Here is a 15,589-nt window from a genome sequence, read left to right on the forward strand (position 1 = left end):
TGTGTTCTTTGACTCATGATACAGGTCTCATTCCAAGGCATAAGCTTCTCCTCTATGAAGCTTACACATTAACACCTGTTACCCATGTGCCCGGTCAGATCTGTTACCTATGTGGGCGGTCAATACCTAATACCACCAGATTCCCGTTTTCACGGGAATGACGGCCAATGAATAGATTTTATCTTAAGCGAGTCGCTTTTTTATAGAATATCTGATGGATTCTGTACCGAGCCGTTCTCAGGCTAATTAATCTTCTAATTCAGCAAGACACATCTCATCATAGATTTGATTGACCCATGCTGACACACGTTTATCAGTCAATTCTGGTTGGCGGTCTTCATCGATACATAAACCGACAAATGTAGCATCGTCAATAAGTGCTTTAGAAGCTTCAAATTCATAGCCTTCAGTTGGCCAATTACCCAAAACGGTTCCGCCTTTTGCTTCAACGATGTCGCGAATATTACCCATAGCATCACAGAAATATTCAGCGTAATCCTCTTGGTCGCCACAACCAAAAATAGACACAAGTTTAGTAGAAAAATCAATGTCTTCTAACTCAGGAAAAAAATCATCCCAATCACATTGTGCTTCACCGTAATACCAAGTAGGAATACCTAAGATCAAAAGATCAAAGTTGTCCAAATCCTCTTTACTACTTTTTGCGATATCTTGGACGTGAACGAGTTTCTTACTCAATTGTTTTTGAATCATCTTAGCAACAGCTTCTGTGTTCCCAGTATCGCTACCAAAGAAGAGACCTACACTTGCCATATTTGAATACCTACTAATAATTTGTTGATGTTGGCTAAACGCGCTAATAACGGTAATCATTTACCGCTTAACTTTATTCGGTCTAGGTTAACCCAAACCTGTGCCTTCCCAGCTAATTTGTATTATGCCTTTAGCAATAAAGCCAGCGCAGCCTAAAAATAGAACCATCCATACTATACGTTGACCAAATACCGGAACGTTACCTTGTTTGAGTACATCCTTTATCGCCATTCCTATAAGGAAAAATATTGAAGCGAAGAGTAGATCTAATCCAATGGATTCCAATAAATCGTAATAGTAGTAAAGCATAGTTGTCCTTTATGCCAAATTTGTGCGTGAACTATACCACTGTTAACATCTAAAGTTAATGTGGAGCAACACAGTTTAGTTGTCTATTTTTAGTCGATAAAACGTTTGACAGCCCTGAGTACTTCTTGTGGCTTCTCGGCATGAAGCCAATGCCCTGTATTTGCAATAACATGTGCTTTCGCATTTGAAAACTGCGCTTGAACTTGTATTTGATGCTCTTGGGTTAAATAATCGGAATCGGCCCCTTTTAAGAACAAGGTTGGGATATCGATTTTTGAGATAGCCTCCCAGCCAAGAATATTCCAATAATTGTCGCTAATTGACTCTACGTTGAAACGCCAAGTCAAACCCGCTTCAGAGCGATAAAGAGATTTACCTAAAAATTGAATAACCCCATCCATTTCTATGTGTTCTGCGAGTGATTTTGTCGCTTCAATTCTGCTAGCCGGAGGGTTTGATAAGACAGCATGTAACCCGGCAAAGACGTTGTCATGTTTTCTTTTTGTATAGGCGACGGGGGCCATGTCTAGTACAACGAGTTGATCGACATATTCTGGGTGTTCACTGGCGAGTTTCATGGCTACTTTCCCCCCCATAGAGTGGCCCACTAAGCTGACTTTCGTTAAACCTAAAGAAGTAATCAGTTGATGAATATCGTTCGCCATACTCTGATATGTGTGTTCGTCAGAGTGAAACGAGAGCCCATGGTTTCGTAAATCCATGCTCAGCACTTGGTGATCTTTTTCGAGGTCTCGACCTAACAGGCCCAAATTATCAAGATTACCAAATAGACCATGTATAAGAACAATGGTTGCTCCTTCGCCTCGTAATTTGTAATTGAGTAGCTCTGACATTTTGATCTTTATTCAATTTGAAGGTGGATATAGATCCCTATGGTAGTAATAGGAATGTTGGTGTGCAACTCAAAAATTAAGAAATACGATCTTGGAAACTCGCTTCTTGTTGTCTAATGAGTATAATCGACTAGATATTAATACAGTGAGATTGTGAAAAGCGAATGAAAACAATTGAAGTTGATGAGGATCTATACCGTTACATTGCGAGTCAGACCGAACATATTGGGGAAAGCGCGTCAGATATATTAAGGCGTCTCCTAATGGTTAGCGGTGACAAGCAAGTTTCACCTCAGATCGCAGAGCCTGAAGTGTCTCAAGAGGCTGCTCCTGCTCCTGTTGCTGACGAGCCTATAGGTATTGTAGTAAGTAAAGATGCCGGTAATGTAGAGAAAGTCGATGGTGTTAAGTCGATGCGTACATTGCTTATTTCGGATGAATTTGCCACAAGCAATAAAGCGATTGATCGTTTCATGCAGGTGCTTTCTTCACTCTATCAAGTAAATAATGCGAGTTTTGCAGAAGCGACCCAGGTAAAAGGTCGAACTCGCGTCTATTTTGCCGATAATGAAGATGTATTATTGGCAAGTGGGAAGACAACCAAACCCCGTTCGATCCCGAACACTCCGTTTTGGGTTATTACGAACAATAACACCAACAGAAAACGTCAAATGGTCGACCAGCTCATGACTCGAATGAATTTCCAGTCAGATTTGATAGAAAAAGTGTGCAGTTCGATATAGTTTTTGGTTAACAGTATAGTGTTTAACAGAATATAAGCTTCATAATGAACCTGTTCCTCAGATGTCGTTATGAGGCTTTTTTTATTTTTTTAGGCTTTATTTTTAAAGGATTACAACATGGCAATGCATCCCCGAGCTGGGCAGAAAGCCCGCCAAGAAGATCTAACCAATATTCCCGCTCTCGTATCAAGCTACTACTTGCTACAACCAGACAGTGAAGATCCATCTAAACGCGTTGCGTTTGGTACGTCTGGTCATCGCGGTTGTTCTGAAAAAGAAACCTTCAATGAGAATCATATTCTAGCAATTGCTCAAGCAATTTCAGAAGTTCGTGCAGAGCAGGGTACGACAGGACCTTTATTTTTAGGCAAAGATACTCACGCCCTTTCTGAGCCTGCATTTTGTAGTGTGATCGAAGTACTTGTCGCGAATGGTGTTAAAGTCATTATCCAAGAAAACAATGGATTCACACCAACCCCCGGTATTTCTCACGCTATTTTGACTTACAATCTGAAGCACGATGAAAAAGCGGATGGTATTGTCATTACACCTTCGCACAATCCTCCACAAGACGGTGGTATCAAATATAACCCCCCACATGGTGGTCCTGCTGAAGGTCAATTGACGCAAGCGATTGAAGACCGAGCGAATGCATTTATTGCAAATGAAATGAATGGCGTTAAAGCGATGTCGAGTGGCGCCGCTAAGCAAGTCGTCTCTGAAGTAGACTTAGTGCAACCTTATGTCGACGACTTGGTGAATGTTGTTGATATGAAAGCGATTCAAAACGCGAGCATTAAAATAGGCGTTGATCCCTTAGGTGGCTCAGGTATTGAATACTGGCGTCAGATTGCCAAAACTTACAACCTAGATTTAACATTAGTAAATGAAGCAATTGACCCATCATTCCAATTCATGTCTTTAGATAAAGATGGCGTGATCCGTATGGACTGCTCATCACCTTATGCCATGGCTAATCTTTTAGCACTTAAAGATGACTATGATCTTGCATTTGGTAATGACCCAGATTATGACCGCCACGGTATCGTAACGCCGAAAGGCTTGATGAACCCGAATCATTATTTGGCTGTTTGTATTGACTACTTATACCGTCACCGCGAAGGATGGGGTAAAGATGTGGCGGTAGGTAAAACGTTAGTATCAAGTGCCCTTATTGACCGTGTTGTTGCCGACCTTGGTCGTGAGCTGTGTGAAGTGCCAGTTGGCTTCAAATGGTTTGTTGATGGCCTATATAACGGGACATTTGGCTTTGGTGGCGAAGAGAGCGCGGGTGCGTCTTTCTTACGTAAAGATGGGTCACCTTGGTCTACAGATAAGGATGGTATCCTTCTTTGTTTGTTGGGGGCGGAGATCACTGCTGTCACGGGTAAAAACCCGCAAGAATATTATGAAGAGCTTGCAGCTAAACATGGTGCATCTCAATATAATCGTATTTCAGCCGTCGCGAACACTGAGCAAAAAAATGTACTGTCTAAATTATCGCCAGAGATGGTTTCAGCAGAGACGTTAGCGGGCGAGCTTATCACCGCACGATTAACACATGCACCTGGTAACGGTGCTGCTATTGGTGGCCTTAAAGTCACGACTGAAAATGGCTGGTTTGCTGCACGTCCGTCAGGTACAGAAGATATCTACAAAATCTACTGTGAGAGCTTTAAAGGTGAAGAACACCTGAAAGCGATTGAAAAAGAAGCTCAAGAGATTGTAAATCAGGTGTTTGCAGACGCTGGTTTGTAATTTATCTTTTAAAACAACCAAGTATCATCATCCCACGAGGTCTCTTCCATGAGATCTCGTTTTCCCCACGAAAGTGGGGATCTAGCGCATATCTTCATTCTCCGGCCAGGTGTCGGGCACGACTATCCAAAATTGACCCGATTCGGTCTGACAATGCGTGGAATACTTTGTCAACGACGTTAGCTTTTCGTATGGCTGTCGAGTGCCGGGTATCCAATCTAGCTTCTGTAGCCTGAACAGAGGCTCTTTAATCAGTGATATTTGATGTTGGTAACACCAATGACCAACAATCGTTGCGTTGTCTAACTGATAACCTAAACATTGTGTAGGAATCGTTTCGTTCTCAAATGGATTGGTGTAAAGACGCCCCTGAATCAACATTTTAGGTGTGACAACGTCAACATTACCGAATCGTTGATGAAATTCCTCACGATCTGACATTCTAAGTTGGTGGCTAAGCATGCGATGAAGTTTTATATCGAGCCTATCTCGACTATCTGGTCCGTACCAAAGCCCATCTTTGAGAAGATAAAACTTGATAGCGACTTCCCAGTGTTCGATATGGTCTTGGTACTTAAGAAGAAAATCAATGGCACCTATGGTCTCTTTTCCTCTAAACAGTTGAACCTCTTCGGCTAAAATTTCATAGTCAGGATGAGATATAAAAAGTCTTTTGCATAATTCCTGATAGATAAAACCAAGGCGAGTATTGCCGCGATAATCCCTACTTTCTGGCAAATAATTGAGGACAAAGGGGTTTTCCGCCGCTGGCGGTTTATCTGTCTTAAATATTGGAGGATTAGTGATTATCCAATGGGTAATTTTTGCAAGTCTCTCCTGCATTATTCACATCCTGTGGTATTCTGAAAAGAATGCTAACTCTACTTATTGGTATAACATAAAATGGATCACTTGCAATTAGAATCATTGCTAAATCAAAAGCTTTCACCGGAACTTATTAAAGACTATTGCCCAAATGGATTACAGATCGAAGGGAAGAGTGAGGTAAAAAAAGTGCTTACTGGTGTGACGGCTTCGCAAGCATTAATTGACAAAGCAATAGCGCTAAAAGTGGACGCTATATTGGTTCATCATGGTTATTTCTGGAAAGGTGAAGCCGAAGTAATTAGAGGTATGAAAGGGGCGAGAATTAAAGCGCTGATAAAAAACGATATCAATCTATATGCCTATCATTTGCCGTTAGATGTGCACCCTGAAATCGGCAATAACGTTAAGCTTGCTGAGTTATTAGAAATTAACGTTGACGGGGGGCTGGAACCGTCAGCTCAATCAGTCGCGTTGCATGGTTCGTTGGCCACACCTGTATCTGGTCGAGAATTGGCTAAAAAAATTGAAACTGTTTTAAACAGAAAACCACTCCATATCATGCCTGAAATCGACAAATTAATTAAGACAATCGGATGGTGCACTGGTGGAGGACAAGATTATATTGAATTGGCTGCAGCCAAAGGGTTGGATGCATTTATTTCTGGTGAGATTTCTGAGCGTACTACGTACTCTGCAAGAGAGCAGGGCATCCACTATTTTAGCGCAGGCCATCATGCAACGGAGCGTTATGGTGTGAAAGCATTAGGTGAGTGGTTGGCGGTAGAGCATGGGCTAGATGTTGAGTTTATTGACATCGATAATCCAGTATAGAATTGAATTATGATCACCTCTTTCGTTAAAAAATTCGTCATCCCCACGGAAGTGGGGATCTAAATAAAGTGTACAAAGATTCCCGTTTTCACGGGAATGACGATGTTTATTTTAACGAACGTTATAGCGCGCTATGCTCATAGAACGTAACGCTTCTAACGAATAGAGTCCCAATAGACTGTATTAATTAACTATTCTCTTTCATGCAATGGTTCAAAGTCACGCATCTTCTTACCAGTGTAAAGCTGACGTGGACGACCGATACGGTTGTCTGGGTCGCCATGCATTTCATTCCAGTGTGCAATCCAGCCGATAGTACGAGCCATCGCAAAGATAACCGTGAACATTGAGACAGGAATACCAATAGCCTTAAGAATGATACCTGAATAGAAATCAACATTAGGGTAAAGTTTCTTCTCGACGAAGTATGGGTCAGACAGCGCGATACGCTCTAGTTCCATAGCAACATCTAACAATGGATCTTCAATGCTTAGCTCTTTAAGAACTTCGTGGCACGCTTCACGCATTACAGTGGCACGTGGATCGTAGTTCTTATAAACACGGTGACCAAAGCCCATTAGGCGGAACGGGTCATCTTTGTCTTTCGCACGGTCGACATATTCAGGAATGTTATCAACACTTCCAATTTCTTCTAGCATACGTAAACAAGCTTCGTTAGCGCCGCCATGTGCTGGCCCCCAAAGAGATGCAATACCTGCGGCAATACATGCAAATGGGTTCGCACCAGAAGAACCCGCTAAACGAACGGTAGATGTCGACGCATTCTGTTCATGGTCAGCATGAAGAGTAAGTATTTTATCCATCGCACGAGCGACAACAGGATTAACTTCATAGTCTTCACATGGGTTGGCAAACATCATGTGTAGAAAGTTTTCTGCGTAGCTTAAATCGTTACGAGGATAGATAAACGGTTGACCGATAGAATACTTGTAACACATTGAAGCAAGAGTCGGCATTTTAGAGAGCAGACGGAATGCAGCAATTTCACGGTGACTATCGTTGTTGATATCTAGCGAATCGTGGTAGAACGCCGCTAGGGCACCTACAACACCTACCATGATGGCCATTGGGTGCGCATCACGACGGAAGCCATGGAAGAAGCTCGCAATTTGCTCATGAACCATGGTGTGGCGAGTAACTATTTTCTTAAATTCATCGTACTGTTTGCGGTTTGGTGCTTCTCCATAAAGTAGGATATAGCAAACCTCTAAATAATCCGCATTGTTGGCCAATTGGTCGATTGGGAAGCCTCGGTGTAGTAACACACCTTTGTCACCATCGATGAATGTGATTTGGGATTCGCAAGATGATGTCGCAAGAAAACCAGGGTCAAATGTGAAATATCCATTTGAACCTAATTTACGAACATCGATTACTTCTGGACCTAAAGTGCCATCCATAATCGGCAGTTCAATGGGAGCTTTACCTTCTATGTGAAGAGTAGCTTTCTTACCTGCCATTACATTCTCCTTTGTTATAATTTAATCCGTCCGGGATTTCTTCTGAGACATTTTTTACTCAGGATCGTAAGTAAAGTCAATTTTTCTAAGTTTTTGTGTGCACTTGTTAAGATTTTCCACATTTAAAAAATTAAAAACATGTCCCATGTAGCACTTTTTGTTACGATAATTGTATTAATTTGTTGCCAAACGTATAGTGACGAGGAAGTTTGTGGTTGAGACCTTATAAATTCAAGCCTAGAAAGAAATAAACGCTTTAAAATCTAGGTGCTTGGTTAACATTTTATTAACATTCTTGGCTCGGTTTTAGGCGAAAAATCGTTAAATAGATGTTAATTTTGTGGGGTTGACACTTAAAGATCTCCCGATCTACCAAAATTCCTAATAACAATAAACGCTTAATGGAGCTGAGTGAGCAAGCCCGTGAATAAAAGAAAGTCCAGACCTGTCAATCTCGATTTACAGACCATACACTTTCCGATTACTGCAATAGTATCCATTCTTCACCGTGTTTCTGGTGTGATTACTTTTGTGGCAATTGGTATCCTGCTTTGGCTGTTATCAATATCTTTGTCCTCCCCTCAAGGCTTCATGCAAGCCGCTGACTTAATAGATAATTTTTTAGTTAAGTTTATTCTGTGGGGAATATTAACCGCACTTGCCTACCATATTGTTGGTGGAATTCGTCACCTAATAATGGACCTAGGCCATTATGAAGAATTCGAATCTGGCATTATGACTGCCAAGGTAACCTTTGCTGCAACAGCAGTATTGTCAGTACTTGGAGGAATCCTGGTATGGTAAATTCTGTATCTTCAGTAGGTCGTAATGGTATCCATGACTTCCTACTTATTCGTGCTACGGCAATAATCCTTACTCTGTATACGATATACATTGTAGGGTTTTGTGCTTTCAGTGGCGACATAACTTATCACACATGGACCGCTTTCTTTGGTGGTATTTTCACTAAAGCGTTTACCATGCTTGCTCTGACATCTATCCTCGTTCATGCATGGATAGGCCTATGGCAAGTTCTAACTGATTATATCAAGCCAACGCTAATACGTGGCCTATTACAATTCGTAATTGTGGCCATTCTATTGGTGTATTTCTTCTCTGGCCTATTTATTCTGTGGGGTGCATAAGTGACTATTCCAGTTCGTGAATTTGATGCCGTTGTTATCGGTGCTGGTGGCGCGGGTATGCGCGCAGCACTACAAATTTCTGAGCAAGGCCTTAGTTGCGCCTTGCTTTCCAAAGTATTTCCAACCCGTTCCCACACCGTCTCTGCTCAAGGTGGTATTACCGTTGCGTTAGGTAATTCCCATAAAGATAATTGGCAGTGGCATATGTACGATACGGTGAAAGGTTCTGATTATATTGGTGATCAGAATGCCATTGAGTACATGTGTAAAAATGGCCCTGAGTCTGTTATTGAACTTGAAAAAATGGGTTTACCATTTTCTCGGTTTGAAGATGGTTCAATCTATCAGCGTCCGTTTGGTGGACAGTCTATAGAGTTTGGTGGTGAGCAAGCTGCTCGTACAGCAGCAGCGGCAGACCGTACTGGTCATGCGCTTCTTCATACGCTTTATCAGCAAAACATCAAACATAAAACCACCATTTTTTCTGAGTGGTATGCATTAGATCTTGTTAAGAATCAAGATGGGGCCATTATGGGTTGCACAGCAATCTGTATGGAAACCGGTGAGATAAATTATTTCAAATCTAAAGCGACTATTTTAGCAACAGGTGGTGCAGGTCGAATTTATGCCTCTACAACTAACGCACATATCAACACTGGTGACGGTGTTGGCATGGCGTTACGCGCAGGCGTTCCAATGCAAGATATCGAAATGTGGCAATTCCACCCAACAGGTATTGCTGGAGCGGGTGTCTTGGTGACAGAAGGTTGTCGTGGTGAAGGTGGCTATCTTCTTAATAAAGATGGCGAGCGCTTTATGGAGCGTTACGCACCAAATGCGAAAGATCTGGCTGGCCGTGACGTAGTTGCTCGTTCAATTATGATTGAGATCCGTGAAGGCCGTGGCTGTGATGGTCCTTGGGGTCCACATATTAAACTGAAACTCGATCATTTAGGTAAAGATGTACTGGAATCACGTTTACCTGGTATCTGTGAGCTATCTCGTACCTTTGCCCACGTTGATCCAGTGAAAGAACCAATCCCTATTATTCCAACCTGTCACTATATGATGGGTGGCGTGCCGACACAGGTTTCAGGTCAAGCGATTAAACAAGACGCAAATGGTGCCGATGTTGAAGTACAAGGCTTGTTTGCTTGTGGTGAAATTGCATCTGTGTCTGTACACGGTGCAAACCGCCTAGGTGGTAACTCTCTACTTGATTTGGTTGTATTTGGTCGAGCAACTGGCCTACACCTTGGTGAAACGTTGGCTGCTCAATCTGAAGCTCGCCCAGCAACTGAGTCTGATATCGAAGCTTCTTTGGCGCGCACAATGCGCTGGGAAAATAGTAACCGTGGTGAAGACCCTGTTCAAATTCGTAAAGACCTTCAAGCTTGCATGCAAAACAACTTCTCTGTATTCCGAGAAGGAGATGCAATGGCGACGGGTTTAGAGGAATTGAAAGTTATTCGTGAACGTCTCAATGACGCACACCTAACGGACAAATCTTCGGAATTCAATACACAACGTATTGAATGTTTAGAGTTAGACAACTTGATGGAAACTGCATTTTCTACTGCTGTAGCTGCAAACTACCGTACAGAAAGCCGAGGTGCACATGCTCGATTTGATTTCCCTGACCGTGATGATGAGCAGTGGCTATGTCACTCTATCTACAATCCAGAAACGGAAGAGATGTCAAAACGTGATGTGAACATGGAACCTGTGCATCGAGAAGCCTTTCCACCTAAAGTACGTACTTACTAAAGGGAGCATAACAAGATGAAACTGAATTTCTCTCTTTACCGATACAATCCAGATGTAGACAGTAAGCCTCATATGCAGGACTACATACTCGAAGTGGATGAAGGTACAGACATGATGGTGTTAGATGCGTTGATTCTGTTAAAAGAACAAGATGCCTCTATCTCTTTCCGCCGTTCATGCCGTGAAGGTGTGTGTGGTTCTGATGGCTTGAATATGAATAGTAAAAATGGCCTAGCGTGTATTACTCCATTGTCTGCACTTATGGATAAGAGCCCTATCGTCATTCGACCATTACCAGGATTACCTGTTGTTCGCGATTTAATCGTAGACATGACGCAATTTTATGACAATTATGCAAAAGTAAAACCTTATCTGATTTCAGATGGTAATTTGCCACCTTCTAGAGAAAACCTACAGATGCCGCAAGAACGAGCGCATTTAGATGGTCTTTATGAATGCATTATGTGTGCATGCTGTACGACAGCATGCCCATCGTTTTGGTGGAATCCGGATAAATTCATTGGACCGGCTGGTTTATTGGCGGCCTATCGTTGGTTAATTGATAGCCGAGATACGGCGACTGATGAACGATTGTCTGAACTTGATGACGCATTTAGCGTTTTTCGTTGCCATGGCATCATGAATTGTGTAAGTGTTTGTCCTAAAGGACTTAATCCGACAAAAGCGATTGGTCATATCAAGACCATGTTAGTTAGCCGGTCGGTTTAAAAGTATAAAAATTGCCAGCGCTGTGAATATAGACTTTTTATAGGTAACAGTGGCTGGCTGTGAATGGAAAGCCCGAATGGATCGGGAAGAAAAGTGAAAACTACTGGTTAAGGGAAAATATGCACAACGGCGTGATGAAGGCATGGCTCGAGTCTTCACACTTGGCTGGCGCCAATGCAACTTACGTAGAAGAACTCTACGAACTGTATCTAAGTGACCCCGATCTGGTAAGTGAGGAGTGGAAACGTGTATTTGAAGACTTGCCTGCGCAATCTTCTGAGGTTGTAGAACAGCCTCATTCACGGGTCCGTGATTACTTCCGGAGACTCGCTCAAGAAACAAAGCATTACAATGTCCAAGTTAGTGATCCTGATGTCGATGCTAAACAAGTAAAAGTATTGCAACTTATCAATGCCTTCCGATTTCGAGGGCATCAAGCAGCAAGTTTAGATCCACTAGGCATATGGGAACGAGACCCCGGTCCGGACCTAGAGCCTGCATTCCACAACCTTACTCAAGATGATTTTGAAGAGACATTTAACGTTGGTTCTTTTGCAGTAGCACAAGATTCAATGCAGTTGGGTGACCTCTATTCTGCCCTTAAGAAAACGTATTGTGGTTCAATCGGTGCAGAATATATGCACATGATTAATACAGAACAGAAACGCTGGGTTCAGCAACGTTTAGAGTCTGTATTAGGTCAGCCATCATTCACCGCCGAAGAAAAAGAAACCTTCCTAAATGAACTCACTGCCGCAGAAGGCTTGGAGCGTTATCTGGGTGCTAAATTCCCTGGAGCGAAACGTTTCTCACTAGAAGGTGGTGATGCGCTAATACCGATGACGAAAGAGTTAATTCGTCACGCTGGTAAGTCAGGAATGCGTGAAGTGGTCATTGGTATGGCTCACCGTGGCCGTCTTAATATGCTAGTCAACGTGTTGGGTAAAAAACCACAAGACTTATTTGATGAATTTGCTGGTAAAAAAAGTGATGATAATACTTGGGGCACTGGCGATGTTAAGTACCACCAAGGATTCTCTGCTGATTTTGCGACGCCGGGTGGCGATGTTCACTTAGCGCTGGCATTTAATCCATCTCATCTTGAGATTGTAAACCCAGTAGTTATTGGCTCGGTACGTGCTAGGCAAGACCGTTTAGCGGATAAAGATGGCAGCATGGTATTACCAATCACCATTCATGGTGACTCTGCTATTGCTGGTCAAGGCGTAGTGCAAGAGACATTTAACATGTCACGTGCTCGCGGATTCCAAGTCGGTGGTACGGTGCGAATTGTTGTGAATAACCAAGTTGGTTTTACGACGTCAAATCCGAAAGATACCCGTTCAACGATGTACTGTACTGATATTGCAAAGATGGTGCAGGCACCAATCTTCCATGTTAATGCCGATGATCCAGAGGCCGTTGCCTTTATCACTCGAATAGCATTGGATTATCGTAATACCTTTAAGCGCGATGTTGTTATCGATCTGGTTTGTTATCGTCGTCATGGCCATAACGAAGCCGACGAACCGAGTGCAACTCAACCTTTGATGTATCAAAAAATCAAAAAGCACCCAACACCACGTAAGCTTTATGCGGATGTGTTGATTGAGCGTGGTGAGCTTGATATTGGTAAAGCGACAGAAATGGTAAATGATTTTCGTGATGCGTTAGATCATGGTGAAGTTGTTGTTAAAGAGTGGCGTCCGATGGAAATGCACTCTGTAGACTGGAATCCTTATCTAGGTCATGACTGGAATATAGAATGGGACAGTCGTTATGAAATGACTCGCCTTAAAGCGCTTGGTGAAAAGCTGTGCGATTATCCAGAAAGTCATAAATTACAAAGTCGTGTTAATAAAATTTATAATGATCGTCGTGCCATGATCAGCGGTGAAAAGGCGCTCGATTGGGGTATGGCAGAAATATTGGCGTATGGCACGCTGGTAGATGATGGCAAGCGTATTCGTATTTCTGGTCAAGACTCAGGGCGTGGTACTTTTTTCCACCGTCACTCAGTACTTCATAACCAAGAAGATGCGAGCACTTATATTCCATTGCAGAATGTTCATACTAAACAAGGCCCTTTCCAAGTGTTTGATTCGGTTCTTTCAGAAGAAGCGGTGCTTGCATTTGAATACGGTTACGCCACAGCAGAACCAAGTGGTTTAACATTATGGGAAGCTCAGTTTGGTGATTTTGCGAATGGTGCCCAAGTTGTTATTGACCAATTTATTTCGTCTGGTGAGCAAAAATGGGGTCGATTATGCGGTCTAACCATGCTGCTACCTCATGGATATGAAGGTCAAGGACCTGAGCACTCATCTGCTCGTTTAGAACGCTACCTTCAGTTGTGTGCTGAACAAAATATTCAAGTTGTTGTTCCGTCGACACCAGCACAGGTGTATCACATGATTCGTCGTCAAGTGATTCGCCCAATGCGACGTCCTCTCGTGGTCATGTCGCCGAAGTCACTTCTTCGTCATCCTATGTGTACCTCTTCACTTGAAGAGTTGGCTGAAGGTACTTTCCAGCCAGCAATAGGCGAAATAGATGAATTCGACCCTATGAAAGTGAAACGCGTTGTATTCTGCTCTGGTAAGGTTTATTACGACTTGCTTGATCAACGACGTAAGAACGAACAAGAAGATGTCGCCATAATCCGTATTGAGCAGCTATATCCGTTCCCTCTATTTGAGGTACGAGATCTAATTGAGCAGTATGAGAATGCGCAAGATTTCGTCTGGTGCCAGGAAGAGCCACAGAACCAAGGCGCTTGGTATTGTAGCCAACATAACTTCCGTAATGCGGTCCGTGGTAGTGATGTGAAATATTCAGGACGACCTGCTTCTGCATCACCAGCGGTTGGCTACATGTCGGTACATATGAAACAACAGAAAGCGTTGGTAGATGACGCTTTGAATCTAGATTTTGGTTAAGAACTAGAAGTTAAAGGAAGAATAAACTATGACAATTGAAATTCTGGTTCCAGATTTGCCTGAATCCGTTGCAGACGCAACGGTTGCTACATGGCACAAAAAACCTGGTGACGCAGTAGCTCGTGATGAAGTAATTGTTGATATTGAAACGGACAAAGTAGTTTTGGAAGTACCTGCTCCAGAAGCGGGTGTGTTAGAAGCTATCATTGAAGAAGAAGGTGCAACAGTACTTTCTAAGCAGCTCATTGCCAAAATCAAACCGGGTGCAGTTGCTGGTGAACCAACCGTTGATACAACAACGACAACAGAAGCATCGCCAGATCAACGCCATAAAGCCTCTCTTACCGAAGAGTCTAACGATGCGTTGAGTCCTGCGATTAGACGTCTACTGGCTGAACACAGCATAGAAGCGAGTAAGGTTAATGGTACTGGTGTTGGTGGTCGAATAACACGTGAAGATGTAGATGCATATCTAGCAAACGCTAAGGCTGCTCCTCAAGCAACGGCACCTGCGATTGAAGTGCCTGCCGTAGCACGTAGCCAGAAACGCGTTCCAATGACACGCCTTCGTAAAACTGTCGCTAAACGTTTGTTAGAAGCTAAGAACAGTACAGCAATGTTGACTACGTTTAATGAAGTCAACATGAAGCCAATTATGGAACTTCGCAAGCAGTATCAAGAACAGTTTGAGAAGCGCCATGGTACACGATTAGGTTTCATGTCCTTCTATGTCAAAGCCGTAACTGAAGCGCTAAAACGTTATCCGGAAGTAAACGCATCTATCGATGGTGAAGAGATTGTGTATCACAACTACTTCGATATCAGTATGGCGGTATCTACTCCTCGTGGCTTAGTTACACCAGTACTTAAAGATTGTGACATGCTAGGCATGGCCGATATTGAGAAAGGTATCAAAGAGCTGGCTATCAAAGGTCGTGATGGAAAACTGAAAGTTGAAGAGCTTATCGGTGGTAACTTCACTATCACGAATGGCGGTGTTTTCGGTTCGTTAATGTCTACGCCGATTATCAATCCGCCACAGGCCGCGATTTTAGGAATGCATAAAATTCAAGATCGTCCGATGGCGGTTAATGGAAAAGTAGAGATTTTACCAATGATGTACCTAGCGTTATCTTATGATCATCGCTTAATTGATGGTAAAGAATCCGTTGGCTTCCTAGTGACAATAAAAGAATTACTCGAAGATCCTGCACGCTTGTTACTTGATGTATAAGCGTTAAAAAAATGGAGTCAGGCAGCTCAACGTCTGACTCTTTTAGTAACTAGAGTTATTTTAGGATACAAACCGTTCTTTATTTGAGTAAGTTTTTATCTTAATCGGAGTTAATCCAATAACGATGAGTTGAAAAGTACCTTACCCTACGTGAAGGCAGCCCCAATGTTGTTTGATACGATAAATAATATTGAGCA

The 15,589-nt window shown here is 42.6% G+C and carries 14 protein-coding genes; 9 read left to right on the forward strand and 5 right to left on the reverse strand.

Annotated features, from left to right (window positions below):
* Positions 1-246 precede the first annotated feature (246 nt).
* The 3 genes from fldA to AACW90_RS07670 form a co-directional block, all read right to left on the reverse strand.
* Complete coding sequence (gene fldA / locus AACW90_RS07660) at positions 247-774, reverse strand: flavodoxin FldA (protein ID WP_390232905.1); 528 nt, start codon at positions 772-774, stop codon at positions 247-249.
* A gap of 87 nt (positions 775-861) precedes the next feature.
* A complete protein-coding gene (locus tag AACW90_RS07665; protein WP_195702561.1) occupies positions 862-1,083 on the reverse strand; it encodes a DUF2788 domain-containing protein in 222 nt (73 codons plus the stop codon).
* Positions 1,084-1,172: 89 nt separating this feature from the next.
* Complete coding sequence (locus tag AACW90_RS07670) at positions 1,173-1,937, reverse strand: alpha/beta fold hydrolase (protein WP_390232907.1); 765 nt, start codon at positions 1,935-1,937, stop codon at positions 1,173-1,175.
* A gap of 164 nt (positions 1,938-2,101) precedes the next feature.
* Between AACW90_RS07670 and seqA the strand changes: the two genes are divergently transcribed.
* Complete coding sequence (gene seqA, locus AACW90_RS07675; protein ID WP_390232909.1) at positions 2,102-2,680, forward strand: replication initiation negative regulator SeqA; 579 nt, start codon at positions 2,102-2,104, stop codon at positions 2,678-2,680.
* Positions 2,681-2,797: 117 nt separating this feature from the next.
* Positions 2,798-4,438, forward strand: coding sequence for a phosphoglucomutase (alpha-D-glucose-1,6-bisphosphate-dependent) (gene pgm / locus AACW90_RS07680; protein ID WP_390232910.1), 1,641 nt, complete (start codon positions 2,798-2,800; stop codon positions 4,436-4,438).
* 81 nt (positions 4,439-4,519) lie between these two features.
* Here pgm and AACW90_RS07685 read toward each other — a convergent pair whose 3' ends face one another.
* A complete protein-coding gene (locus AACW90_RS07685) occupies positions 4,520-5,281 on the reverse strand; it encodes a DUF1853 family protein (protein ID WP_390232912.1) in 762 nt (253 codons plus the stop codon).
* A gap of 60 nt (positions 5,282-5,341) precedes the next feature.
* Here AACW90_RS07685 and AACW90_RS07690 point away from each other — a divergent pair, with 60 nt between their 5' ends.
* On the forward strand, positions 5,342-6,097 hold the full coding sequence (locus tag AACW90_RS07690; protein WP_390232914.1) for a Nif3-like dinuclear metal center hexameric protein: 756 nt from the start codon (positions 5,342-5,344) through the stop codon (positions 6,095-6,097).
* Positions 6,098-6,288: 191 nt separating this feature from the next.
* Here the strand turns inward: AACW90_RS07690 and AACW90_RS07695 are convergent, their stop codons facing one another.
* Positions 6,289-7,578 carry a citrate synthase gene (locus AACW90_RS07695; RefSeq protein WP_390232916.1) on the reverse strand — a complete coding sequence of 430 codons (1,290 nt, stop codon included), beginning with the start codon at positions 7,576-7,578 and terminating at the stop codon, positions 6,289-6,291.
* 411 nt (positions 7,579-7,989) lie between these two features.
* Here AACW90_RS07695 and sdhC point away from each other — a divergent pair, with 411 nt between their 5' ends.
* From sdhC to odhB, 6 genes are all read left to right on the forward strand, one after another.
* The gene (gene sdhC / locus AACW90_RS07700) at positions 7,990-8,382 is read left to right on the forward strand and encodes a succinate dehydrogenase cytochrome b556 subunit (RefSeq protein WP_390232918.1); all 393 of its coding nucleotides are present in this window, start codon (positions 7,990-7,992) and stop codon (positions 8,380-8,382) included.
* Positions 8,376-8,723, forward strand: coding sequence for a succinate dehydrogenase, hydrophobic membrane anchor protein (sdhD, locus tag AACW90_RS07705; protein WP_347997565.1), 348 nt, complete (start codon positions 8,376-8,378; stop codon positions 8,721-8,723). The genes sdhC and sdhD overlap by 7 nt, the downstream gene beginning before the upstream one ends.
* Positions 8,724-10,490, forward strand: a complete 1,767-nt coding sequence (gene sdhA / locus AACW90_RS07710; RefSeq protein ID WP_195702570.1) for a succinate dehydrogenase flavoprotein subunit — start codon at positions 8,724-8,726, stop codon at positions 10,488-10,490. It begins immediately after the preceding gene.
* 15 nt (positions 10,491-10,505) lie between these two features.
* Complete coding sequence (locus AACW90_RS07715; RefSeq protein ID WP_390232920.1) at positions 10,506-11,219, forward strand: succinate dehydrogenase iron-sulfur subunit; 714 nt, start codon at positions 10,506-10,508, stop codon at positions 11,217-11,219.
* A 119-nt stretch (positions 11,220-11,338) separates the two neighbouring features.
* Positions 11,339-14,158: a 2-oxoglutarate dehydrogenase E1 component gene (gene sucA / locus AACW90_RS07720; RefSeq protein WP_275135882.1), complete on the forward strand. Its 2,820-nt coding sequence runs from the start codon at positions 11,339-11,341 to the stop codon at positions 14,156-14,158.
* Between the two features lie 28 nt (positions 14,159-14,186).
* Positions 14,187-15,392, forward strand: coding sequence for a 2-oxoglutarate dehydrogenase complex dihydrolipoyllysine-residue succinyltransferase (gene odhB, locus AACW90_RS07725; RefSeq protein WP_390232922.1), 1,206 nt, complete (start codon positions 14,187-14,189; stop codon positions 15,390-15,392).
* Positions 15,393-15,589: the final 197 nt, after the last annotated feature.

This window comes from Vibrio frigidus, assembly GCF_042465995.1.
Taxonomy (GTDB): domain Bacteria; phylum Pseudomonadota; class Gammaproteobacteria; order Enterobacterales; family Vibrionaceae; genus Vibrio.